At 61.2% G+C, this 23,934-nt stretch carries 23 protein-coding genes and 3 pseudogenes; 24 read left to right on the top strand and 2 right to left on the bottom strand.

Annotated elements, in window-relative coordinates; translation table 11 throughout:
- Nucleotides 1–45: 45 nt before the first annotated feature.
- Both OMP38_RS01355 and OMP38_RS01350 read left to right on the top strand, forming a co-directional pair.
- Complete coding sequence (locus OMP38_RS01355; protein ID WP_277563565.1) at nucleotides 46–714, top strand: DUF1405 domain-containing protein; 669 nt, start codon at nucleotides 46–48, stop codon at nucleotides 712–714.
- A 40-nt stretch (nucleotides 715–754) separates the two neighbouring features.
- Nucleotides 755–1,597, top strand: coding sequence for a sporulation protein YpjB (locus OMP38_RS01350; protein ID WP_277563564.1), 843 nt, complete (start codon nucleotides 755–757; stop codon nucleotides 1,595–1,597).
- 6 nt (nucleotides 1,598–1,603) lie between these two features.
- On the opposite strand, the gene OMP38_RS01345 is transcribed toward OMP38_RS01350, so the two are convergent.
- Nucleotides 1,604–2,473 (bottom strand): YitT family protein, encoded by an 870-nt coding sequence (locus OMP38_RS01345; protein WP_277563563.1) that lies wholly within the window; start codon nucleotides 2,471–2,473, stop codon nucleotides 1,604–1,606.
- Between the two features lie 87 nt (nucleotides 2,474–2,560).
- Here OMP38_RS01345 and OMP38_RS01340 point away from each other — a divergent pair, with 87 nt between their 5' ends.
- The gene (locus OMP38_RS01340; protein ID WP_277563562.1) at nucleotides 2,561–2,929 is read left to right on the top strand and encodes a nucleotide pyrophosphohydrolase; all 369 of its coding nucleotides are present in this window, start codon (nucleotides 2,561–2,563) and stop codon (nucleotides 2,927–2,929) included.
- Nucleotides 2,930–2,963: 34 nt separating this feature from the next.
- Nucleotides 2,964–3,365, top strand: a pseudogene (locus OMP38_RS35445) (tetratricopeptide repeat protein); the annotation flags it as partial.
- Here the strand turns inward: OMP38_RS35445 and OMP38_RS01335 are convergent.
- A complete protein-coding gene (locus OMP38_RS01335; RefSeq protein ID WP_277563561.1) occupies nucleotides 3,335–3,490 on the bottom strand; it encodes a hypothetical protein in 156 nt (51 codons plus the stop codon). The pseudogene OMP38_RS35445 and the gene OMP38_RS01335 overlap by 31 nt on opposite strands.
- Nucleotides 3,491–3,531: 41 nt before the next feature.
- Between OMP38_RS01335 and dapB the strand changes: the two are divergent.
- The 20 genes and pseudogenes from dapB (at nucleotide 3,532) to hisC (ending at nucleotide 23,779) form a co-directional block, all read left to right on the top strand.
- Nucleotides 3,532–4,336, top strand: a pseudogene (gene dapB, locus OMP38_RS01330) (4-hydroxy-tetrahydrodipicolinate reductase).
- Nucleotides 4,337–4,406: 70 nt separating this feature from the next.
- Entirely contained in the window at nucleotides 4,407–4,829 is a 423-nt protein-coding gene (locus tag OMP38_RS01325) for a methylglyoxal synthase (RefSeq protein ID WP_090112765.1), read from the top strand.
- A complete protein-coding gene (bshB1, locus tag OMP38_RS01320; protein ID WP_277563560.1) occupies nucleotides 4,826–5,530 on the top strand; it encodes a bacillithiol biosynthesis deacetylase BshB1 in 705 nt (234 codons plus the stop codon). Before OMP38_RS01325 ends, bshB1 begins: the two co-directional genes overlap by 4 nt.
- Before the next feature lie 110 nt (nucleotides 5,531–5,640).
- The gene (gene bshA, locus OMP38_RS01315; RefSeq protein ID WP_277563559.1) at nucleotides 5,641–6,807 is read left to right on the top strand and encodes an N-acetyl-alpha-D-glucosaminyl L-malate synthase BshA; all 1,167 of its coding nucleotides are present in this window, start codon (nucleotides 5,641–5,643) and stop codon (nucleotides 6,805–6,807) included.
- Between the two features lie 60 nt (nucleotides 6,808–6,867).
- Entirely contained in the window at nucleotides 6,868–8,175 is a 1,308-nt protein-coding gene (locus OMP38_RS01310) for a CCA tRNA nucleotidyltransferase (RefSeq protein ID WP_277565132.1), read from the top strand.
- Between the two features lie 134 nt (nucleotides 8,176–8,309).
- On the top strand, nucleotides 8,310–9,305 hold the full coding sequence (locus OMP38_RS01305; protein ID WP_277563558.1) for a biotin--[acetyl-CoA-carboxylase] ligase: 996 nt from the start codon (nucleotides 8,310–8,312) through the stop codon (nucleotides 9,303–9,305).
- 309 nt (nucleotides 9,306–9,614) lie between these two features.
- Nucleotides 9,615–10,415: pseudogene (panB, locus tag OMP38_RS01300) on the top strand (3-methyl-2-oxobutanoate hydroxymethyltransferase); the annotation flags it as partial.
- Nucleotides 10,416–10,475: 60 nt separating this feature from the next.
- Nucleotides 10,476–11,387 carry a pantoate--beta-alanine ligase gene (gene panC / locus OMP38_RS01295; RefSeq protein ID WP_277565131.1) on the top strand — a complete coding sequence of 304 codons (912 nt, stop codon included), beginning with the start codon at nucleotides 10,476–10,478 and terminating at the stop codon, nucleotides 11,385–11,387.
- On the top strand, nucleotides 11,384–11,767 hold the full coding sequence (panD, locus tag OMP38_RS01290; RefSeq protein ID WP_277563557.1) for an aspartate 1-decarboxylase: 384 nt from the start codon (nucleotides 11,384–11,386) through the stop codon (nucleotides 11,765–11,767). The genes panC and panD overlap by 4 nt, the downstream gene beginning before the upstream one ends.
- A 206-nt stretch (nucleotides 11,768–11,973) precedes the next feature.
- Entirely contained in the window at nucleotides 11,974–12,501 is a 528-nt protein-coding gene (locus OMP38_RS01285; protein ID WP_277563556.1) for a hypothetical protein, read from the top strand.
- A gap of 64 nt (nucleotides 12,502–12,565) precedes the next feature.
- Entirely contained in the window at nucleotides 12,566–15,613 is a 3,048-nt protein-coding gene (gene dinG / locus OMP38_RS01280; protein WP_277563555.1) for an ATP-dependent DNA helicase DinG, read from the top strand.
- Nucleotides 15,614–15,700: 87 nt separating this feature from the next.
- Complete coding sequence (locus tag OMP38_RS01275; protein ID WP_277563554.1) at nucleotides 15,701–16,387, top strand: redox-sensing transcriptional repressor Rex; 687 nt, start codon at nucleotides 15,701–15,703, stop codon at nucleotides 16,385–16,387.
- The gene (locus OMP38_RS01270) at nucleotides 16,384–17,688 is read left to right on the top strand and encodes an amidohydrolase (RefSeq protein ID WP_277563553.1); all 1,305 of its coding nucleotides are present in this window, start codon (nucleotides 16,384–16,386) and stop codon (nucleotides 17,686–17,688) included. Before OMP38_RS01275 ends, OMP38_RS01270 begins: the two co-directional genes overlap by 4 nt.
- The gene (locus tag OMP38_RS01265) at nucleotides 17,685–18,197 is read left to right on the top strand and encodes a cell wall elongation regulator TseB-like domain-containing protein (RefSeq protein ID WP_277563552.1); all 513 of its coding nucleotides are present in this window, start codon (nucleotides 17,685–17,687) and stop codon (nucleotides 18,195–18,197) included. Before OMP38_RS01270 ends, OMP38_RS01265 begins: the two co-directional genes overlap by 4 nt.
- A gap of 251 nt (nucleotides 18,198–18,448) precedes the next feature.
- Nucleotides 18,449–18,982, top strand: a complete 534-nt coding sequence (locus OMP38_RS01260; protein ID WP_277563551.1) for a hypothetical protein — start codon at nucleotides 18,449–18,451, stop codon at nucleotides 18,980–18,982.
- Nucleotides 18,975–20,474 carry an AAA family ATPase gene (locus tag OMP38_RS01255; RefSeq protein WP_277563550.1) on the top strand — a complete coding sequence of 500 codons (1,500 nt, stop codon included), beginning with the start codon at nucleotides 18,975–18,977 and terminating at the stop codon, nucleotides 20,472–20,474. The genes OMP38_RS01260 and OMP38_RS01255 overlap by 8 nt, the downstream gene beginning before the upstream one ends.
- Nucleotides 20,475–20,738: 264 nt before the next feature.
- Entirely contained in the window at nucleotides 20,739–21,236 is a 498-nt protein-coding gene (locus OMP38_RS01250; RefSeq protein ID WP_338130380.1) for an RNA polymerase sigma factor, read from the top strand.
- A complete protein-coding gene (locus OMP38_RS01245; protein WP_277563549.1) occupies nucleotides 21,223–22,275 on the top strand; it encodes a hypothetical protein in 1,053 nt (350 codons plus the stop codon). The genes OMP38_RS01250 and OMP38_RS01245 overlap by 14 nt, the downstream gene beginning before the upstream one ends.
- Nucleotides 22,276–22,288: 13 nt before the next feature.
- On the top strand, nucleotides 22,289–22,489 hold the full coding sequence (locus OMP38_RS01240) for a hypothetical protein (protein ID WP_277563548.1): 201 nt from the start codon (nucleotides 22,289–22,291) through the stop codon (nucleotides 22,487–22,489).
- Nucleotides 22,490–22,618: 129 nt separating this feature from the next.
- On the top strand, nucleotides 22,619–23,779 hold the full coding sequence (gene hisC / locus OMP38_RS01235; RefSeq protein ID WP_277563547.1) for a histidinol-phosphate transaminase: 1,161 nt from the start codon (nucleotides 22,619–22,621) through the stop codon (nucleotides 23,777–23,779).
- Nucleotides 23,780–23,934: the final 155 nt, after the last annotated feature.

Below are 23,934 nucleotides of genomic sequence, written 5' to 3'. Positions count from 1 at the left end.
TGGTCAGGCCCTTTTCCAGATTTTTGAGATGGCCGAGGTGCATGGATGGATCCGAACGTATTGTTGTCGCGCCGATTTCTGACGCAGAATGGGGTTATGACGCTGCTCATGATCTTTTATGTATTCGGGACGATTTACGGTTACTATTGGTATAAAAATCAGCTGGTCGATACGATGCAGACCCATCCCGCATGGCAGATACCTTTCGTGCCCGACAGTCCGACGGCGTCGCTGTTTTTCACGTTCGCTGCTTTATGGCTATGGCTATCGCCATTCGGCAAGGGCGAAAGCAAGCTTGCGAGGGGGATGAGAGGCGTCGTAGAAGCGCTTGCGGTCGTTACTTCCATAAAATATGGCGTATGGGCGACCGTGATCATCTTCGCTAGCGCCGCTTATGGGAGCCCGATCGTTTGGCAGGATTGGATGCTGATCGTTTCGCACTTGTCGATGGCGGTATGCGCCGTTCTGTACGGCAGATTTTTCTTATACGGCACGATCGCGGTCGGGATTGCGGCCTCATGGACGCTGCTTAACGATACCATCGATTACAGCTTCGGTGTCTATCCGAGCCTGCCGCAGTCGCTCGACGATCGGCTGCTCGGCGTCGCGATATTTACCTTTGCGCTGACCGTCTTCAGCGTCGGCGCAGCTGCGCTTGTATCGTTCGCGAACCAACGCGTCAGACGAACGAGCGCGTTACGGAGCGAGGTCTAAACTCGGACATCCCTTCATAGCTATTAGTGGAGGGATGTCCATGTCGACGAACGGTATTCGCATTCGCATGTCGCGCCGCGCGATCGTGGCCGCGTTATTCATTTTGTGGCTTGAAGCTTTGCTGGGCGGACAAGCCGCAGCGTCACCAAGCGCGGCGGCTCCGCGGGCTCCGGTCGATGCGTTCCGCTTGACGGCGGAGGCCTTATATAGATCCGTCAGCGCCGGCGACCCGCTCGTCGTGCTGCGAAACGTCACGCAGGCGGAAGAAGCGCTGCTTGCGGTTCCGGCGGAAAGCCTGCCTGCGCCGGAGAGCGCGGCGGCGCTCAGATCCGCTATGGAAAGGATGCGCCGGGCGGTATCGGCGCTTTCTCCGGACGCTAAAGAAGTATATGGTGCCTCGGCATCGCTCAGGTTGGCGGCGGACGCGGTATCTCCGCAGGGGCAAGGGCTATGGCTGGAGTATCGGAGATTGATGCGCGAGGATGCGGCTGCGCTACGGACCGCGATCTCTACCGCGGAGGGCAGGTCAAGTCTCGATGCGGCGGAGCGGCTCGCTTCGCTAAACGGTCATTACGGCCTCATTCGCGCGGCCGTCGTCGCCACGGGAAGGGCGGATCAAGCGGAACGCGCCGATGCCGTCCTGCGTTATGCGGGACGGATCCTGTCGGCAGCTTCGCCGGACCCGTCGCTGGCGGCCAAGCTCGCGCCGCAGATCGGGGCGGCGGTCGAAGATCTTTACCCGCCCGCTGCAGAGGCTCCAGCTTCCGGACCGCTAGCAACGGCGCCTCCGGCCGGATTTTTCTCCGCGATCGGCGCGTTTATCCTCACGGCGCTGACGTATTCAGGATGGCGCAAATACCGTGGCGAGCAGCGAAAAAAATGAATGAGCTTATTCTTCCCTGAAGCCTTCGCCGAGCACGTCGTGCACGTCGGCGATGACGATAAAAGCCTGTCTGTCGTGCTGACGGACGAGGCTTTTTAATTTGCGAACCTCGAATCGGCTGACCACGCAATAAACGGCCATTCTGGCCTCGCCCGAATAAGCGCCTACCGCGTTCATGAGGGTAACGCCGCGCTCGAGCTCGCTCGTAATTTGCTTGGCCAGCTTCTCGGGCTCCCGGCATAAGATCGTGAAGGCTTTGGCGGCATAAGCGCCTTCCTGTACGAAATCGATGACCCGCGCGGAAATAAAAACGCTGACGAGCGTATACAGCACCTTTTCCTTGGGGATGAAGATGAGCGAGGTGCCGAGGATGATGACGTCCATGAGCAAAATGAATTGGCCCATGCTGATTCCGCCTCGGCGGTTCGCGATCCGCGCGATAATATCCACCCCGCCTGTCGTGCCCCCGGAGTAGAAGACGAGTCCGAGTCCTGCGCCCAACGTCACGCCGGCATAGAGAACGACGAGGATGAAGTCCTGCTGCGTCGTAAATGGAGTTAGCCAGCCGTGATCGACCATCGCTTGCCAGAGCCATAGAAATACGGACAACGATACCGTTCCGCCGAATGTATACACCATCGCCCGGAAACCTAGCTTGCGCCAGCCGAGCCAGAAGAGAGGCAAGTTGAGAATAAGCGTCGTAAGCGAAGCGGGCAGGCCCGTCGCATAGAGCAGCAAAATGCCTACCCCTGTCACCCCGCCCTCCATCAACCGGTTCGGTACGATAAAATAGACGATCCCGAATCCGTAAATCGCGGTACCGAGCAGCAAAATGCTCCACGTTCGGACCGAAGCCCACAGCTTTTGCCGAGTCATGCGCAATACCTCCATGCGGAAATTCATTTGATTTTTGCAGACATCTTAAGCTAACATAAGAAGAAACCGATGGAAAGGACCGTACACGTGGCTGAATCCAAAATCGCGGACCTTGTTCTCGCCGAGCGGCATCTGTCAGACATTCAGCGAGACGTCGACGCCTATATTACGCAGTTCAAGGAAGGTTACTTCTCGCCGCTGGCGATGCTGGCCAGATTGACCGAAGAAGCAGGCGAACTGGCGCGGGAAGTCAATCACAAATACGGCGAAAAGCCGAAAAAGGCGGACGAGGCCGACAATTCCATCGAGATGGAGCTTGGCGACGTCCTGTTCATCGTCCTGTGCTTCGCTAACCGGGAAGGGATCGACCTCACCCGGGCCATCGAACGAGTACTGCACAAGTTCGGCACGCGCGACGCGGACAGATGGACGAAGAAGCACACGGATACCCCGTAGATACATATGCTGTATCATCCCCAATTCGAGGAGGATGGTACATGTGAAGGACGGGGAAACTTGCTTGCGCCGCGCCTACGAAGCCATCCTGGCCTCGGACTTCGAAGCCGCGGTCGATTGGTTTCGGCAGGCAGTGGAGGCGGAGCCGGACAATGCTTCCTACTATTATAAAGGCTCCATCAGTCTCGCGCGGAGCGGGAAGGTCGACTTGGCGCTCGATTACGCGCGCAGCGCCGTGCGGCTTGACCCGAGGGAGGCCGACTATCGCCTGCACCTTCGGCTGGTCGAAGGACGGCAGCTCGCCCGGCAGGCCAAGGCGCTGCTGGCGAAGCCGCAGCCTGAGCCGGATACGGCCATCGAGCTGCTGCAGGAGGCGGTCGAGCTCGATCCGCTCGACGCTGGCGCTTACTTGCTGCTTGGCATCGCGTGCAGGCTCGCGGGCGAGCTCGACCGGGCGATCGAAGCGCTGCGAACCGCCAAGGAGATGAACCCGATGATGATCGAAGCGGGCCGGCTGCTCCGGGAGACGAAGATGGAGCGCGCGAGGCGCTGGCGGCTCATTTATACCCATTATACTCAGACGAAGGAACAGGTGATCGCGGATGTCGCAGCAAATCAAAGTCGCCGTAGCCGGCGCAGCGGGAAGAATGGGGCGCGAAGTCGTCAAAATGGTGCTAGAGGATCCGACGCTCACGCTCGTAGCCGCAATCGGCCGATCCGCGTCCGGCGAGGATGCGGGTCGGCTCGTCGGCCTGCCCGATGCGGGCGTCGTTATGACCGACGATCTGGAGCGGTCGCTTCGAGACAGCCGACCGGACGTGCTCGTGGACTTCACGAACCCGAAGTCCGCGATGCCCAATACGATGACTGCGGTCAAGCTCGGCGTCAGACCCGTCGTCGGGACGACGGGTTTTACGCAGGAGCAAATGGACGAGATCGATCGCGAGTGCCGCGAACGCGGCATCGGCTGCCTGATCGCGCCGAACTTTTCGATCGGCGCCTTGTTGATGATGAAGTTCGCCGCCGAAGCGGCCAAGTATATGCCGCATGTGGAGATTATCGAGTACCACGGCGACCAAAAGCTGGACGCGCCGTCCGGCACCTCGATCAAGACCGCGGAGCGGATCGCCGAGTCGCGGCGCGAGCTGCGCCAGGGCAATCCGAACGAGGAAGAAGTCATCGAGGGGGGCCCGCGGCGGTTATTTCGGCGGCTTCCGGATACATAGCGTGCGTCTTCCGGGCGTTTTCGCCCAGCAGGAGGTCATCTTCGGCGGGCACGGCCAGACGCTCAAGATACGTCACGACAGCTACGACCGCGCGGGTTACATGCCCGGCGTCGCGACGGCCGTCAAGAAAATCGTGGACGTGACCGGACTGGTGTACGGCTTCGAACATTTGCTCGACTGACCGCTCGACAAAGCAAAGGGACATACACACCTAATTATCCCGCTCCCGGGAGAGGAGACGCGGTTCAACGATGCTGAATATCGCACTGATCGCACACGATCGCAAAAAAGACGAGATGGTGAACTTCGCCATCGCTTATGAACATGTTTTTAAGCCTCACAAGCTGTATGCGACCGGCACGACCGGCGGGCGTATCATGGAAAATACGTCGCTGCAGGTACACCGGTTCGCGTCGGGACCGCTTGGCGGCGACCAGCAGATCGGGGCGATGGTCGCGACCAACGAAATGGATTTCATTATTTTTCTTAGAGATCCGCTCATGGCTCAGCCGCACGAGCCGGACATCATCGCGCTGCTGCGTCTGTCCGACGTTCAGGGCATCCCGGTAGCGACCAATGTCGCGACGGCGGAGCTGCTGGTCAAATGTCTTGAGCGCGGGGACTTCGCGTGGCGGGAGCTCGTACACAAGTACAAGCCCGGTATCGAGTCGTGAACGACGCCGTACAGCTCGACTTGCTCGTATTCGCGGCACATCCGGACGACGCCGAGATCGGGATGGGCGGCACGATCGCCAAGGCTGCACGTGCGGGACGGCGCGTCGGCTTGTATGATTTGACCTTCGCCGAGATGTCGTCCAACGGCGATCCCGATACGCGCCAGCGGGAGGCAGCCAAGGCGAGCGAGCTGCTGGGATTGACCGTGCGGGGCAATCTCGGACTGCCCGACCGCGGACTGAAGGCCGGCTCCGAACAGGTGGACAAGCTGGTCGAAGTGATTCGCCGGCATCGTCCCCGCGTCGTGTTCGCGCCTTATTTCGAAGACCGGCATCCCGATCATACGGCTTGCAGCCGGCTTGCCGAAGAAGCGGCGTTCAACGCGAAGCTGCGTCGCTATCGGCCCGAATGGGACGCGTGGACGCCGGATGCTTTTTGTTACTATTTCATTAACGACATGCATGCGCCGCAGGTGGTCGTCGATATTACGGAGTACCAACCGATCAAGATGGACGCGCTGTCCGCTTACCGGTCTCAGTTCGCTCCGATGGAGGAGACGAAGGACTGGGTGCCGACGCCGCTCACGACGGGCTACCTGGACAACGTCGCCGCCCGCGACCGGCTGTTCGGCGCGCCTCACCGCGTCGCCTACGCCGAAGGCTTCATTTCCAAAGGTTCGCTGAAGCTGGACGGATTTTAATACGCCTATAGGCATACATCACGATCGCCGGCGGTTCCCCTGCATGGATCTTCTGCTTGGATTCCTGCATGGCAGGCCGTCGCTCACGCTCGGGAAGAAGGGACTCGCCAATGTTCAGACCGCTTAAGATCGGCATTACTTGCTATCCTTCGCTGGGCGGCTCGGGCGTCGTGGCTACCGAGCTCGGCAAGCTGCTCGCGGAGAAGGGACACGAGATTCATTTTATTACGCAAAGCATGCCTTTTCGGCTCGGAAAGTTTCAGCGCAACATTTATTATCACGAGGTGGAAGTGTCGGACTATTACGTTTTCCGATACCCCCCTTACGATCTGTCGCTCGCCAGCAAAATGCACCAGGTCGCGAAGCTGCAGGAGCTCGACCTGCTGCACGTCCACTATGCGGTGCCGCATGCGATTTGCGCGCTGCTGGCCAAGCAGATGTCAGGCGGCAAGCTGAAAATCGTCACGACGCTGCACGGGACTGACATCACGGTGCTGGCGCAGGACGAAACGCTTAAGGACATCATTCGCCTCGGCATTGGAGCCAGCGACGCGGTCACGGCCGTCAGCCGGGATCTGATCCGCGAGACGCAGGAGCTGCTCGATATCCGGACGCCGATCGAGTTAACGTACAATTTCGTGGACAAACGCGTATATTATCCGCGCGAAGTTTCCGACATGCGCAAGGATTTCGCGGAGCCGCACGAAAAAGTGCTCATGCACATTTCCAACTTCCGGCCCGTCAAGCGGACTTCGGACGTCGTGGACATCTTCGCGAAGGTGCACGCTGAGCTGCCCGCCAGGCTGCTGCTCGTCGGCGAAGGACCGGATCTGCCGAAGATCCAGTCGAAAATCCGGTCGATGGGCCTCGAACATCGCGTCCATTATCTGGGCAAGCAGGACGATGTCGCGGAGGTGCTGTCGCTCGCGGATCTCTTGCTTCTTCCTTCGGAAAAGGAAAGCTTCGGTCTCGTTGCGCTCGAGGCGATGGCCTGCGGGGTGCCTACGATCGGCTCCACAGCCGGCGGCATTCCGGAGCTGGTCGTCAGCGGGGAGACGGGTTTTCTCGCCCCGATCGGGCATACGTCCGAGATGGCGGCGCATGCCGTGCGGCTGCTTTCGGACGAGGGAATGTATGCGCAGTTTAGGGAAGCGTGCCTGATGCGCTCTCGCACGCAATTTTGCAACGATCTGATCACCGCGCAATACGAGAAAATCTATTATGACGTGCTGGGCATTCCGGCCCCCATCACCGAGCCGGCCTGCGAACCCCGCTGACGAGGGGGCGGCGATTCGCCGGAAGGCGGACCCCGGCCGATAAAGGAGGGTTCCGCCTTGATGATTTACGCAGGCGCGCAATGGGAAGCGGGAGTTGAAGTGCTTCAAGCCTTGAACCGATCGGGCTGCGAGGCTTATTTCGTCGGCGGCTGCGTCCGCGACGCCTTGCTCGGGATCGAAGCGAGCGATATCGATATCGCGACGTCGGCCGATCCCGAGGAAGTACTGCGTTTGTATCCGGATGCGCTGCCGACGGGCCTGAAGCACGGCACCGTGACGGTTCGCCGTTCGGGCTTTTTTTTTGAAGTGACGACGTTTCGCCAGGAAGCCGGCTACAGCGACGGCAGACGCCCTGACGACGTTTTCTTCGTACGGGACGTTCGCGAAGACCTCGCCCGACGCGATTTTACGATTAACGCGATGGCGGCGGGCGCCGACGGGGCGATCGTCGATCCGTTCGGCGGCATGGACGACCTGCGCGCGCGCACGCTGAGGGCGGTCGGCGAGCCGGCTCGGCGGTTCGGCGAAGACGCGCTGCGGATCGTCCGCTGCGTACGCTTCGCGGCCCGTTACGGCTTCGCCGTCGACGCGCCGACGTGGGCAGGCGTGCTAGCCTGCCGGGACAAGCTTAGGCTCGTCGCGATGGAGCGCATCGGCGCCGAGCTCGACAAGATGATGGCCGCCGGCGATCCCGGTCGCGCGGTCGCGCTGCTCCTCGCCGCTTCGCTGCCGGAGCGGTTCAAGCTGCCGCTGCCGGAGCCGTGGTTGGCGCGTCTTAGGCAGATTGAAGGAGCGGCCGGCGGAGCCGATGAAGCGCCGATCGGGATGTCGGCGACGCTGCGCAAGGGGCTCTCGCGGTATTTGCCCGAACATGCGGAGGCCGATCTGCGTTGGGCGGCGCTGTTCCTCGCAGGCACGGCGGCGCCGGAGGAAGCGGAGGAAGCCATGAAGCGGCTTCACTTCGCGGGGAAAAGAATCAGGCGGATCGGCGATCTCCTTCGCCTGCACTTGAGCTTGTTCAAGGACTCCGATCCGGAGGCGTGGCGTCGGAACTGGACGATCGGGGTGCTTGATCGGGGGACCGCCGCCGCGGCGGACTGGCAAGCGCTTTTCGATTCGCCGGGTGTCCGCGCGGCGTTCGGCGTGCCAGGCGAGCTGCGGGCGGCCGCGGCCGGATGGACGGCTGCGCTGCCCGCGGTACGGGTCGCGGACCTCGCGCTGAGGGGCGACGAGTTGGCGGAGGCCGCCGGTTCGCCTCCGGGACCCTGGATCGCGATCGCGCTGCGGGGCCTGCTCGAGCAAGTAGCTCTGGGCGAGCTGAACAATGATGCAAATTCGCTGCGCACCGCTTTTTTTGCAGGAGCATAGGGAGCGTTAAAGTCGTCTTTGCGTCTCGTCGTACATCGGAATGCGCATTTTTATAGGATGCGTATGCAACGAACCAAACGATTCGGCGTGATTCAGGATCAGTCGACGTAGTCCGGAGAGGAAGGGGAGCATTCATGGAACAATCGCAGCTGTTGACGCTGCTTGAAGGGAAGCGGGATGCGTTCGTGTCCGGCGAGGAGATCAGCCGTCTGCTTGGCGTGAGCCGAACCGCCGTCTGGAAGCAAATACGCAAGCTCGAGGCCGAGGGCTTCGCGATCGAAGCCGTGCCTCGCAAAGGCTATCGTCTGACAGGAAGGCCTTCCCGTCTGAATGCCGCAGAACTCCAGAGCAAGCTCGGGACGACGGCTTTCGGCAGGCATCTGCATATTCGCGAGGTCGTTACTTCTACGCAGGACGTACTGCGCAAGCTCGCCGAGGAGGGTGCGCCCGAAGGAACGCTCGTCATCGCCGAACGCCAGGACAACGGCCGGGGGCGCATGGGCCGCTCATGGGTGTCGCCGCCCGGACGCGGCGTGTCGATGAGCCTGCTGATGCGTCCGGACGTTCCGCTGCAGCTGGCGCCCCAGCTTACGCTTCTCGCGGCAGTCGCGCTGTGCCGAAGCCTGGGCCGCGAGACCGGCTTGCCGATCGGGATCAAATGGCCGAACGACCTGCTCGTGGACGGCCGCAAGATCAGCGGCATCCTTTTGGAGTCGGCTACCGAGGACGAGCGTTTGCGATATGTTGCGGTCGGACTCGGCATCGCGGTGAATCTGGATGCCGACGATTATCCGGAGGAGCTGCTCGCGCGCGCGGTTTCTCTGAAAATGGCGGCAGGGCGCGCGTTCGACCGCACTGCGCTGATCGCCGCCGTGCTGCTCGAATTCGAGCAGCTGTATGCCGTTTACAAAGAGCGAGGCTTCGAGCCGATCCGGATCCTTTGGGAGACCTATTCAGTGACGTTGAACCGCACGGTAGCTTTGAACGCCGGACAAGGATTTTTCGAAGGCGTGCCGAGAGGCTTGGACGAGAGCGGAGGACTGCGCGTCGAGCTGCCGGACGGCGGCGTCCGAACGATCTATTCGGCGGAGATCGGCGACGCGGCGCCGCTGCCGGACGCCAAGGGCTAGAACGGTCGTCAGCGGCGCCGATTGGAGGAATCGGGCCGTTTACGGTCCTCGCATGCTCTGTTATAATATAGCTCTCGGGCGGTATCATGACGAACCGCACTGAGAGACATGCTAACCAATGACGAGCTTTAACGAAAAGAACCGAATACCCGTGATGATTCGCGGCGGATTCTGCTCTGAGCCCAAGGGACCGAGACAGAAGGACGTGAAGCGTTCCTGCTGAATGGACACCTTCTTTGCTCATGGGCAAACGAAGGTTTTTTTGCGCGCTCGGATGGCTGGCCGCCCACAGGAGGGAGCTCAAGCGACATGAGTCAACCGTTAACGCCGCCAAAAATGAAATCGATGAAAGCCCAGGGTTCGCCGATCGCCATGGTGACCGCCTATGATTACCCTTCCGCAAGACTGGCTGAGGAAGCCGGGGTGGACGTTCTCCTCGTCGGAGACTCGCTCGGCAACGTCGTGCTCGGCTACGAGACGACCGTGCCGGTGACGCTCGAGGATATGATCTACCATACGAGAGCGGTCGTTCGGGGCGCTCCCCGTACGATGATCGTGACGGACATGCCGTTCGCGACCTACCGCGGGAGCAAGGAACAAACCCTCCGCAACGCCGCGCGGCTGATGCAGGAGGGCGGCGCTCACGCGGTGAAGCTCGAAGGCGGAGCGGAGCTCGCCGAAGAAGTCGCGCTGCTCGTATCCGCCGGCATACCCGTGATCGGCCATCTGGGGCTTACTCCCCAATCCGTGCTGCAGATCGGGGGCTACAAGGTGCAGGGCCGCGACGAGGCGGAGGCCGCGCGGCTGCTGGCCGACGCGAAGGCGCTCGAGCAAGCCGGCGCAGCGGCCGTCGTCCTCGAGCTGGTCGTCGAGCCCGCGGCTGCGGCCGTATCGCGCGCGCTGTCGATTCCGACGATCGGCATCGGCGCCGGACGGGGCTGCGACGGGCAGGTTCTCGTTTACCATGATCTTATCCGCTACGGCTCGGGCATCCGCGACAAACGGTTCGTGAAGGCCTACGCGGACGTTGGAGAGACGATACGCGGCGCCGTTTCTCAATACGTGAACGAAGTCAAGACCGGACGATTCCCGGAAGAAAACCATGCGTTCCCGATGCAGGCGCAACAAAAAAGAAACGCCGGCCACCAAACTGTACGGAGGCGAATCCCAATGACGGCAACTCTAACTTCGACGCCAGCGGTCGTCCGTACGATCGCGGAAATTCGCGCTGCGATTCGCGCCTATCGGGCGGAGGCCGGCGCGACCGCATCCGTCGGCTTCGTGCCGACGATGGGTTTTTTGCACGAAGGCCATGCGAGCTTGATCGGCAGATCCGCCCAAGACAACGGACTGACGGTGCTCAGCATTTTCGTCAATCCGCTTCAGTTCGGTCCGAACGAAGACTTCGAGCGGTACCCGCGGGACGAGGCCAGAGACCTGGACGTAGCCGCGCGCGCCGGCGCGGATATCGTCTTTATGCCCAGCGTGTCCGAGATGTACCCGACCTCGGCGGCCACGCAGATCACCGTTTCGGGCGTCACGGAACGCCTTTGCGGAGCAAGCCGGCCGGGACATTTCGACGGCGTCGGCATCGTCGTGACCAAGCTGTTCAACATCGTGCAGCCCGATCGCGCGTACTTCGGCCTGAAGGACGCCCAGCAGGTTGCCGTCGTCGAACGCATGGTCGCCGATCTTAATCAACCGGTCCAGATCGTACCGTGCCCGATCGTGCGAGAGGCGGACGGACTGGCCATGAGCTCGCGCAACGTATACCTGTCGGCCGACGAACGGCGCGAAGCGCTCGTCATCTCCCGCACGCTCGCCAAGGTGCCGGCCTGGATCGATTCGGGCATGAATGCAGCGCAATTGACTGCGGCGGTGAGGGAAGGCATCTCGTCTTCGCCGATCGCCGATATCGACTACGTCGAGACCCTAACCTATCCCGCGCTTCAGCCGCCCGCTCCGGACGCCCCGGTGTCCGTTTCGGACGGGCGGATCATCGTCGCGGCGGCGGTCCGGTTCGGACGCACGCGCCTAATCGACAATATTCTGATTTCCCTTCCGGAGGCGCAGCCATTATGATGAGACAAATGATGAAGTCCAAGCTTCACCGAGCCACGGTGACCGAAGCCAACCTGAATTACGTCGGCAGCATCACGATCGATCAAGATTTGCTGGATCTGGTCGATATTTTGCCGGACGAAAAGGTGCAAATCGTGAATAACAACAACGGCGCCCGGTTCGAGACGTATACGATTCCGGGGCCGCGCGGTTCCGGCGTCATCTGTCTGAACGGCGCCGCGGCCAGGCTCGTGCAGCCTGGAGACAAGGTAATCATTATCGCTTATGGCTACATGGAAAACGAAGAAGCGAAGCGACACAAGCCGCGGGTCGCCATATTGGACGAAGGCAACCGCGTCGTTCAAATGATGGCGCAGGAGCCTCATTCGACCGTCGTCTAAGGCGTATGAAAGGCCTCCGGCAAACGCAGAATGAGCAATACAATTCATCTGCGACTGGGGGCCTTCTTCCGTGATTCAGCCTTTTTTCTCCGCCATGAACGACGTGCTGGACGAGATGATCGAACGCTATCCGAATTCGTCGCCGGATGAAAAGTTGGCGCTGGAAGAGCAATGGAACGTGTTAAAATCGATGAGTGATGATATCATTGAGTCATGGCTCGCGCTCGAGGAAAAAATGGGCGATTACAGGCGGCGGCGCCAAGCGGGCGATGCGGGGGGGCTTGAGCGGCAAGTCCGCGGTCTCCGTGCCGCCGGCCGAATGGCCCGTTCCGTTCGTAAAAGGCCAGGGATACTTCAAGCTCCATATGTTCCGCGAATGCGCCTGCCAGTTCGAACAACTGCTGGCCCGATACGCGGAATGGTCCCTTGCGCGACTGTATCTGGCGATGAGCCGGATGCATCTCGGCGAATTCGTCGAAGCGCACCGGCACTTTCAGCTCGTGGCGGGAACGGCCGACGAGCCCAAGCTTCGAGCGATCGCCTACAATGCGATGGGCTGCGTGCAGGCGGTTCAAGCGAATTTGGCGCAGGCACAGCATTTTTTCCGCAAGGCGATGGAGCTCGACCCCGGCTTCGCGGACGCGAAGCATAATTTGGACGCCTGTCTTTGCGATGCCGGCAGCGTACAGCTCTCCTTCGGCAGCGCCGAACTGACGGCGCTGATGCCAGGCTAAGGCCTGCCTCGCGCGGCGTACTTCGCGGCGCGTCGAAGGCGAAGTGCAAGAAAGGAAGTCATTCATGAAATTCGCGGTTCTCGACTTTGAGACGACGGGAACGTCGTCCCAGCACGATGAAATCATACAAATCGGCATCGCGGTCGTGGACGACACGGGCACGGTGTCTTCCGTATATCAATCGCTCGTGAGGCCGTCCCGTCCGATTCCGGCTTTTATTACGACGCTGACGGGCATCGGGGACGCGGACGTGGCCGATGCGCCCGCGCTTGAAGACGCGGTAGCCGAAATGGTGCCGCTGCTTCACGATGCGGTGCTCGTCGCGCACAACGCCGGCTTCGACGCCGCCTTCTTGCAGGCCGCTCTGGACAAGAGCGGTTATTTGCCGTTTTCCGGCAGGGTGCTGGATACGGTCGAACTCGCAAGGCTTGTATTCCCCTTTTTGCCTTCGTACCGGCTGACGGCGATTACGCATGGTCTCGGCATCGCGCACGACCGGCCTCACCAAGCCGACAGCGACGCGCTCGCCACGGCCGAGGTGCTGACGGCATGCATCGGCAGGCTCAGGGCGCTGCCGACGCTGACGCTCGAGCGGCTGTGCGAGCTGACCGACGGAGAGCGCAGCGATCTCGGCTGGCTGCTGACGTCGCTTCGGGCGGAGCGGGATACGACATGGTTCGAAGAGCCGGAAGGCTATCAATACTATCGCCAGTTCGCCATGCGCATCGCCGACTGGACGGACGATGACGAAGGCCGCGAGGCTCAGCGCCTGCAGGCGGAGCGTTCGCTGAACGACTTGCCCTTCGAGACGTATCTCGACACCGTCGCCGATCGCATGAAGGCGCTGTTCCCGGGCTATGAGCCGAGAGAAGGACAGCGCATCATGTACGACGAGGTGCATCAGGCGCTCGCCGGCGATTCCCATCTGCTGGTCGAAGCCGGCACGGGTACGGGCAAGTCGCTCGGCTACTTGCTGCCCTCCCTGTATTATGGATTAAAAGAAAATAAAAAAATCGTCGTGACGACGCATACGATCCAGCTGCAAGAGCAGCTTCGCCAGCGGGACCTCCCGCTTCTGCAGGACGTGCTTCCCGTACCGTTCAAGGCCGCGGTATTCAAAGGGCGAAGCAACTATATGTGCCTGCGCAAGTTCGAGCAGCAGATGCAGACGCCGGCGTTCGCGCTGTCCCGCGAGGAAGCCGTGGCGCGCGGACAGCTCGCCGTATGGCTGTCGGAGACGGAGCGCGGCGAAGCCGAGGAGCTCAATCTCGGCAGCCGCTCCAAGGAAGAGTGGAATGCCGTCGCGAGCGACGCGGACTCCTGCTTGAACCGTCAGTGTCCCTGGTTTCGCAAATGCTTTTACCACCGCGCGCGCCAGGATGCGCTGAAGGCGGATCTCGTCATTACGAACCACGCCATGGTATTCACCGACATGCGCGCGGAACACCGGCTCCTTCCTGCGTACGACCGGCTCATCGTCGACGAGGCTCATCATATGGAAGAGGTGGCGAGCAATCATCTCGGGCGACGGATCGGGTACGGTGCGCTGCCTTCCGCGCTGGCCAGGCTCGCCAAGGACGCGAGGACGGGACAGCTCCCGAGCCTGATCTCGCAGCTGACCGGGACGGCGGAGAGCGCGAGCGGGACGTGGTCGGAAAAGCTGGAGGAGCTGCTGCCGCGCGTGCAGGAGCTTCGCGAATCGTGGGAACAATGGACGGACAGGCTGTACGGCCTGCTTGCATCCGGCGCGGCCGCGGACGAGACGGGCGGGCTCAGCTATCGGCTGAAGCCAGACGCGCTGCCGCGGGATTGGGAGTCGATTCGCGTCGACGGCGACAATGTGGTGCTTCGGCTTTCCGACCTCGTGCGGCCGCTCGAGAAGCTGCTGGCGGAGATCCGCGACCGAAGCGAAGACCTTGCCCTGCAAAGCCTTCTGACCGACATGAACGGGTCCGTCAAAGAGCTGTCAGGCATCCGTAGCGACGTGCAGTCGTTCGTCTCGATGTCGGAGGCGGAGTGCGTCTACTGGATCGAAGGCCATACGCAGTACAAGAGCCGCTCGCTATGGATGTATATCGTGCCGGCAGACGTGAGCGGATTGCTAAAAGACGGCTTGTTCGGTCAAAAGGAAAGCGTCGTGCTCACGTCGGCCACGCTGACCGTGGACAAGTCGTTCCAATACGTCAAGGAGCAGCTCGGCCTCGACGAAGCGGAACAGCAGGGCAGACTGCGCACGGCGCAGCTCCCTTCGCCGTTCAACTACCGGCAGCAAGCGCTGCTGCTCATTCCGCGGGACTTTCCGTCGATCAAAGGCAGGGACGGCGAAGCCGCGTTTTTGCAGGCGCTGACGACATCGCTGGCCGAGGTGGCGACCGAGACCGACGGCCGCATGCTCGTGCTGTTTACTTCGCACAAGATGCTGAAGACCGTGTACGAGCCGCTCAAATCCGCGCTAGCGCCGGCCGATATCCAAGTGCTCGGGCAAGGGATGGACGGCAGCAGCCGAAGCCGGCTCACGAGCCAGTTCATGGAGCAGCCGCGATCGGTGCTGCTCGGCACGAGCAGCTTCTGGGAAGGCGTCGACCTTCCGGGCGACGCGCTGACCTGTCTCGCGATCGTCCGGCTGCCTTTCCAGCCGCCGAACCATCCGGTGACGGAGGCCAAGAGCGAGCGCCTTACGGCGCAGCGCAAAAACCCGTTCATGAAACTGTCGCTGCCGCAAGCGGTCATCAAGTTCAAGCAGGGCTTCGGCAGACTCGTGCGGACCGCTTCCGACAAGGGCATCGTCATCTTGTACGATACGCGCGTCATCGATACGAGCTACGGCAAATACTTTTTATATTCGCTGCCCGGGCCCAAGATGGAGCATCTGCCGCTGGCGGGCTTGGTGCCACGCGTCAGGGAATGGCTGCATCCGGCTCATGCGGCAAGCGCAGAAGCCGCTTCAGACGCAGAGCGTCCGCCTTCGTCGGCGTCCGCGCCGGACGTCCCACCGCCCTCGGACGCCGCGCCGTCCCCCGGAAGCGTCCGACGGTCCGCCCGCCGGGGAGGCCGGCCAGGCGGCAACCGTACAGTCCGGCGAACCCGGCGTTCCGGCGGAGACGGCACATGAAACGGCACCGGAAACGGCCAAGGTTAAACGGACCAGAGCGAAAAAGCCGAAGCAGGCAACCGATGCGAGGGAAGGAGAAGTCTCCAGTTGAAGCAAATCAAAATTTCCGAGGCGGTCGTCAGGCGCCTTCCGATCTATCTGCGCTATTTGAACGAACTCAGCATCAGCGACGTGCAGACCGTGTCCTCGCAGGATCTCGGAGACAAGCTCGATCTGAATCCCGCCCAAATCCGCAAGGATCTCGCCTACTTCGGCGAGTTCGGACGAAAGGGCGTCGGCTACAATGTCGGGTACCTGATCGAGAAGATCCGCCATATTCTCAACCTCGACCGTCCGATCCACGTGGCGCTCGTGGGCGCGGGCAATCTGGGCCGAGCCCTTTGCAACTACAATATGTATCTCAAGGACAATATGAAGATCGTCTCGGTATTCGACGACGATCCGGCCAAAAAAGGCGTGGCGATCGGCAATTTGACCGTGAATCCGATACAGATGCTCCCGGACGAGGTGAAGGACAAGGATATCTCGATCGGGATCATCACCGTGCCGGCCAGCGAAGCGCAGAAGGTCGCGGACCGTTTCGTCGAAGCGGGGATCCGCGCGATCCTGAATTTCGCGCCGACGGTGCTGAAAATTCCCGCAGGCATTCGCATTCATCACGCGGACTTTACGAGCGACCTGCTAAGCTTGGCTTATTATATGGATCACGATTTGGATTCGGACGCGGCGGAAGACCCCGTTAACTCCGACGACGCAGAAGGAGCGGAACAATGAAACGTTGGCTGATCGAGAACGGAATTTTCGCGGAGCCGTCCGCGGAACGGCAAATTTTCGAAGGGTGGTTGTACGTCGAGGAGGGCTATATCGCCGCGTCGGGAGAGGGCGCCGCTCCGGCGGAGCTTCGCGACCAGGCGGAGGAGATCGTGAACGGCAGCGGGCTGCTGTTCATGCCGGGATTGATCAACACGCACGGACATGCGGCGATGTCGCTGCTTCGCGGATTGGCGGACGATCTCGTTCTGCAGGATTGGCTTGAAAACCATATGTGGCCGATGGAAGGTAAATTTACGGGAGAGGACGTCTACTGGGGGACGTCCCTTGCCGCGGCGGAGATGATTCTGAGCGGCACGACCACCTTCGTCGACATGTACGACCATATGGACAAAGTCGCCGAGGTCGCCGCGCAAGCCGGACTTCGGGCGACGCTCACGCGCGGCGTCATCGGCCTTTGCCCGCCAGACGTCCAGACCGCGAAGCTGAACGACGCGATCCAGTTCGCCAAAAATTGGCAGGGTGCGGAGAACGGCCGCATCCAGGTCATGATGTCCCCGCATTCGCCGTATACGTGCCCGCCCGACTACATCGAACGCATCGTAGCGGCCGCACACGAGCTGGATCTGCCGCTGCATACGCATATGTCCGAGACCGCTGCCGAGGTCGCGTTGAACGTGAAGCAATACGGCGCGCGTCCCGTCGAGCATCTGGACAAGCTCGGCCTCTTTTCCCGTCCGTCGCTTGTCGCGCATGCCGTGCATCTGAACGACGACGAGATCGCGCTGCTCGCCGAGCGCCACGTCGCCGTGTCCCATAATCCGGTCAGCAATCTGAAGCTGGCCAGCGGCGTCGCGAGAGTGCCCGATCTGCTGCGCGCCGGCGTGACCGTCTCACTCGGCACGGACGGCGCGGCGAGCAACAACAATCTCGACCTGTTCGAAGAGATCCGGCTCGCGGCATTGCTCCACAAAGGCGTATCCGGCGATCCGACGGCCGTTCCGGCTGCCGAAGCGCTGCGCATGGGCACAATCTACGGCGCCCGTTCGATCGGCCTCGGCGACGTCACCGGCAGCCTTCGTCCGGGTTTTAAGGCCGACATTACCGCCGTCTCGATCGACAAGCCGCACTTTATGCCGCGTACCGATTATATTTCCCATCTCGTCTATTCGGCCAGCGGTGCGGACGTCGCGCACGTATGGGTCGACGGCCGGCGCATATTGCGCGACCGGGAGCTGCTGACGCTCGACGTCGAACGGATCCGTTACGAAGCGCAGCGCTGCTTCGAGAGGCTGCGGGGATGACGCCGAGCCGCATCTCCGAACGGAGGCGCCTATCGGCGTGGACGGGGTGGCGTTTGACACTGATCGCCCTCGGCTTTCTCGTTTTTATCGCGGTCGTATTCGTCGTCTATATTCGAAACGCGGATGCCGGATACCGGGGCGAGGAGCGGGCCGCGGTCTCGAGGGCGAAGCAGGAAGCGGGGCTGACCGAGATCGACGCCGTTTCCAAGCATGTATGGGACGATTCGGTCTGGGTCGTAGAGGGCAAGGACGCCTCCGATACCGACTGGTTCGTGTGGCTGCGCGACGACGGCGCGGTCAAGGAGAAGGTCGCGGACGGCTACGGCGAGGACGGCATCCGAAGCCGGTTCAATGCGGATCATCCGGGCAAAAAAGATCGCGCGTTTGCTGCCCGGTTGGTTTTCGGGACAGCCGGCCTGGGAGATTCGCTATATCGACGATCCCGATACGAAAAGGCAAGCGATCGTCTTTTATTCCTTCAAGGACGGCAGCGAGCTGAGGACGTATAATTTGGTCTCCTAGAATTTTAGCCCCGCAAAAGTTCGGTTTCATACGTAATCGATTCGGCCCACGCCCTTGCGGCGCGGGTCTTTTTTTTGCAAGCAACCTATCATTTACCCCGCACGCAAATATTTGACACAACTTTTTAAGCGAGGATATATATTTAGTCTATCAGAATATGATATACTAGCTGATGTATTGTTGATGCAGCAAAGACTGGAACACATTTTATATCAAACTAAAGGAGGCCAATGCCTAAATGAAATTGCGAATCCTGCCTATAGCGACGACGGCCTTGGTATCGGCGGCTCTGTTGTTCGGCGGTTGGTTTGCTTATCGTCATTATGGCGTGGAGCAGCCGCTCGACCGCGCTGCAGCGAAGGTGCCGGGCGTCGAATCGGCCCGCTCGGACATGAATGCGGACAACGTTACGATCAAGGTGAAGCTCAGCGATTTTGCCGATTTGGCGAATGTATATAGAACGGTCAAGGAAGAAGGCGCCCGCGCGATCGGTTCGAAGAGCTTGACGCTGGTCGCTGAGAATTCGGATAATGAAGCGCTCGAGAAAATCTGGCGTTCGGCTTTGTTCGACGTCGCGCAAGCGATGGACCGCAAGGAATACACCGAAATCCGCGATGCCATGGCCAAGCTCCAGTCGCAGACGCCGGGGCTTACCGTTTCGACCGACATCGACGAGGAAAACGTTTATATCAGCCTTCGTCTTTCCGGCAGCGCCAAGTACGTGATTTTACCTCGCCAGGGCGAACAGTTGGGGGTGTGGCCGAATGCGTAATTGGAGATCCTACGGCAAAGAGATCGCGATCGGCTTTGTGCCGGTGTTTATCGTCTTTATGATTTTCGTAGGCGTACCCGCGCTACCGCTGCTGCTCGCCGCGGGGCTCGTCACCGGCCTGCTGTTCATGGCCAAGTCGCGCAGCGGCATGGCTTTCGGCGGCGCGGTGCGCAAGGGACCTTCGCGTCCGCCCGCATACTTGACGTTCGAGGATATCGGCGGGCAGGAGCAGGCCAAGCGTGAGCTCGTCGAGGCGCTCGATTTTCTCGTCCAGCGCGAGCGGATCGCCAAGCTCGGCATTCGTCCGCTGAAGGGCATCCTCCTAACGGGCCCTCCCGGAACGGGCAAGACGCTGCTGGCCAAGGCTGCGGCAAAGCACACGAATTCGGCATTCGTAGCGGCGTCGGGCAGCGAGTTCGTCGAGATGTACGTCGGCGTCGGCGCCGGCCGCATCCGCGATATCTTCCGCCAAGCGCGTTCGCTGGCCGCCAAGCAGAAGCGCGACAGCGCGATCATCTTCATCGACGAGATCGATGCGATCGGCGGCAAACGCGACGGCAGCCAGAACAAAGAGTACGACCAGACGCTGAACCAGCTGCTGACCGAGATGGACGGCATTCAAGGCGACGAGTCGGTCCGCGTGCTGATCATCGCCGCGACCAACCGCAAGGAGCTGCTGGATAACGCGCTCACCCGTCCCGGACGCTTCGACCGGCACATCCAAGTCGACATGCCGGATCGGCACGGACGGGAGCATATTCTCCGTCTGCATGCGAGGAACAAGCCGCTGGCCGAAGAGGTGTCGCTGGCGAAGATCGCCGAGGAGACGTTCGGCTTCTCCGGCGCCCAGCTCGAGAGCGTCATGAACGAAGCCGCGATCTACGCCATGCGCGAGGAGAGCGAGGTTCTTCGTCCGGCGCATCTGGCGCAGGCGATCGACAAAGTCATGATGGGCGAGCGGATGGACCGCGAGACGACGAGCGAGGAGCGGGAGCGCGTGGCGCTTCACGAGCTCGGCCATGCCATCGTCGCCGAGCGCGTACGGCCGGGCAGCGTCGCGCAGGTGTCGTTGACGCCGCGCGGCCAGGCGCTCGGTTATGTCCGTCACCATCCGCGCAAGGACAGCTACTTGTATACGAAGACCTATCTCGAGGCGCAGATCCAGATCGCGCTGGGCGGCGCGGTCGCCGAAGAGCTGCACTACGGGGGCCGGAGCACCGGCTCGCGCGGCGACTTCGACCAGGCGACCAATATCGTCAAGACGCTGATCGAGTCGGGGATGACGGATCTTGGAATCATTCATCCCGAAGCGCTGACGGCGGAGCAGTGGTCCAAGGAAAACGGAGCCATTTTGGACACGTTGACGGACGCCACCCGGAAGCTGTTGTCCGCGCATATGGAGACATTCGCGAAGCTGCTCGATATCTTGATCCGCGAAGAGACGCTGTCTGGCGACGAGCTTCGCGCGCATCTGAGCGCCGTAGCCGCCTGACCGACACCAAGAGGCCGTTCCGCTTAGCCGAGCAAGGCTGCGGGACGGCCTTGTTTTTTTGTTCTCGTTCCCGCGGATTTCTGCCGAGGGCGCCTGCATCGCCGGGGACGACAGGAAATGACCGAACCAAATAATTGTGGTAACATAATAATTTGAACCGGAAGTCATTTGTCTTCGTCCAATAATGAGGTGGTTGTTTGCAGAACTCCGACGCCAATTTCGAATACCTAAAATATATGAGCGATTCCGACGACAAAAAAAACGGTGCTCCACGAGCTGATGACCGCCTACGGCAAAGAGGTGTGGAATTTCGCCTACAGCCTGACGCGGAAATGGGACGTGGCGGACGACGTTACGCAGGACGTATTCGTCAAGGTTTTCAAAAACCTGGACACGTTCCGGAGCGACTCGTCCATACGCACCTGGCTCCTCACGATTACGCGCAATACGGTGATCGACCATCAGCGCTCGGCGTTTATCCGCCGGGTGTCGCTGACGGACTGGAGCCTCGATACCGGCCAGCGGCGCTCCGTCGAGGACGACGTCATCGAGCAGTACGCCGTGAACGACCTGTGGAAGCAAGTGCTGAAGCTGCCGGTCAAATCGCGCGAAGTGCTGATCCTATACGCGCATCATCAGCTGTCGCTGAAGGAGATCGCAGACGTGCTCGGCGTGACCGAAGGGACCGTCAAGTCGCGGATGTTTCACGCTCGTCGCAAAATCGCGAAAATGAAGGAGCGCAACGGCCATGGAACCGAATGATAAAGACCTCAAGCAGCAGCTATCGCGCGGCCCGCTCATCAAGCACGGTTTTGACGCGCGGCTGGTCGCCCGCATCGAAGAAGCGATCGAGCGTCCCGTGGGGCGCCGCCATCCGCTCCTTCGGTTCGGCTGGCACGGCGCGGGTCTCGCGGCGATGGCCATGCTGCTTCTGTTCGTAGGCTTGTGGCATTGGTCGTTCGGCTCGGGCGGCCCTGCCGGTTCGATGGATCTGCAGGGGGCCGGCCAGACCGCCGGCACGGAAGCGCCTCTATTCGCCGATGCCGACGCGGAGCTGCATTCCGCGCTTCTGCTCGGCCTTCGCGAGGACCCCAAGAGCGAGGACGGCAGCGTCGTCAGCAGCTATCGCACTCTCTTCATTGCGCCGACGGACGGTCAGTTCGAGCTTACGGCGCAGGGAGACGGCATCGTCATGCCATACGGCCAGAACTTCTGGAAGATCGAAGCCGTCATGTCTGACGCAGGCAGCCCGGCGCCCGCCCAGAAGCTGATCGCCTATCCCGTGACGGGCAAGGATGCCGCCAAGGCCGACCTCGGCGCGCTCCGCGAATCGAGCGCTGCGCCGCTGGCCGAACGGCTGCTGTTCGTGGGCAACAAGTACGTATCGATCGAGCAGAATCCGTCGGACGCCCCGAACCGCGTCTATCGATGGGTGAAGGACATGGATCAGCTGGCTGCGGGCGCCCTGCGCACTTCGTTCGAACCCGAATCGGAGCCGCATGTCTCGCTCGAAGATGCGATGAAAACCGCCGAGGCGACGGAGACGCCGGTCGCGCAAAAGGATGCGGCAGCGCCAGAACAACGAACGGAACAATGGTCGATCATCCGTCGTACGGGCAGCTGGGTAGCGGCTGCCGCCGACACGGCGGGGCAGCCCTACGCCCCCCCTCGCGAACAAGACGCTGACGGAGCTGTCGACCCCGCTGCCCGAAGCGATCAACAAGTTCGACACGCTTTATCCGACCTGGTCGCAGATTCTCGAGATCGAACCAACCGCCAAGGATGCTTTTTCGTCGCCTAACGAGGACATGCTCGTGATCGTATTGGACGGGGAACTCGTAGTTTACCCCTATCATCTGTTGGGCGGGGACCAGGATCCGCTTCGCATTCCGCTTCACTCGAACGAATCGCTCATCATGGCGCAGTGGGCGAAGGAAGACAAATACTTGGACAGCTGGAAAAAACAGCTCGCTTCGGTGCTTGTGGACGATGCGACCGCACGCAGCTTGAAGTAATGACGTCAATAAGGCTGCACTTCGCCGTCGGAGCGCGATTTGCAGTCTTGCTTTTTGCATTAACGCTTTACTATATTAACGCGTTGATATAATATAGCATCATCAAGCAAACAGGAGCTGAACGATGCTATGAAAAACCTTCATCCGTCCATCGAACCAGCCGTATCAACGATACAAGGCCCGGCTGCGCCTGGCCCGTCGCCGCGTGCGGCGCTCGCGGCCATGCAGCCTTACTTACCCGGACGTTCGATCGCTGACATCCGAGCCGAATACGGACTCGAACGGGTCGTCAAGCTGGCGTCCAACGAAAATCCGCTCGGTCCGTCCCCGCTCGCCCTACAAGCCGTCCGCGATATGCTGCCGGATATGCACCGATATCCCGACGACCGTGCAGCGTTGCTTAGAAGCAAGCTGGCGGCGAAGCTGTCTCTGGATGCCGCCCGGTTCATCGTAGCGAACGGTGCGGACGAGCTCATCACGCTCATCTGCGAAGCTTATCTCGAGCCGGGCGACCGGATCGCGACGTATTCGCCGACGTTCAGCGAATACGCCTTCGGCGGGCGTCTCATGAACGCGGAGACGATCGCAGTTCCGCTGTCCGCTTCCTTTGCGCTGCGGGCCGAGGACCTGCTGGCGGCGGTGGATGCGCGCACGAAGCTGGTCTTTGTCTGCTCGCCGAACAATCCAACCGGTACGTACATGCCGAGGACCGAACTGTCGTACCTGCTGTCTCGTTTGCCGGAAGGCTGCCTGCTTGTGCTGGACGCCGCCTACTCGCATTTTGCGGACGCGCAGGATTATGCCGACGGATTCGAGCTGCTGCGAGAGGGCGCCCGGCTCGTCGTGCTGCAGACCTTTTCCAAAGCTTTCGGGCTTGCGGGTATGCGGGCGGGATTCGCCGCAGGCCCGGCGGACGTCATCGCCCATATGCTCGCCGTCAAGGAGCCGTTCAACGTCAACGCGCTCGCCCAGGCCGCGGCGGCGGCGGCCCTGGACGACGAGGCGCACCTCGAAGCGACATTGCGTACGAACGCGGCGGGCCGCATTCGCCTGCGCGAAGGCCTCGAACGTATCGGCGTCCGGTCCGTGCCGTCGCAGTCTAATTTCGTACTTGCCGACTTCGGCGCGCGGGCGGCGTACGTATGCAGCGAATTGCTAAAGCGGGGCGTGATCGTCCGAAGCGGAGCGGGATGGGGATTGCCCGATTGGCTGCGCATATCGGTGGGTACCGCGGAGGAGATCGACCTGCTGCTCGCTTGCTTGTCCGACGTTTTACGAACCGATAAATAGACGCCTTACGAGCCGGAAGTACCGAATTTTGAAGGACGTGCGCCGCTTTCCCCTCATACCGGATGGCAAGATTGCGCGCTTGTCACATTCCCGACGCAAAACCGACGCAAACCCTTCCCGGATTCCGCGGGCCGCGTCGGTTTATGTCGGAGAGC

The organism is Cohnella ginsengisoli (assembly GCF_029525555.1).
GTDB lineage: Bacteria > Bacillota > Bacilli > Paenibacillales > Paenibacillaceae > Cohnella > Cohnella ginsengisoli.
The sequence above is the reverse complement of the archived record's forward strand: the minus strand, read 5'-3'. Positions and strand labels throughout refer to the sequence as shown.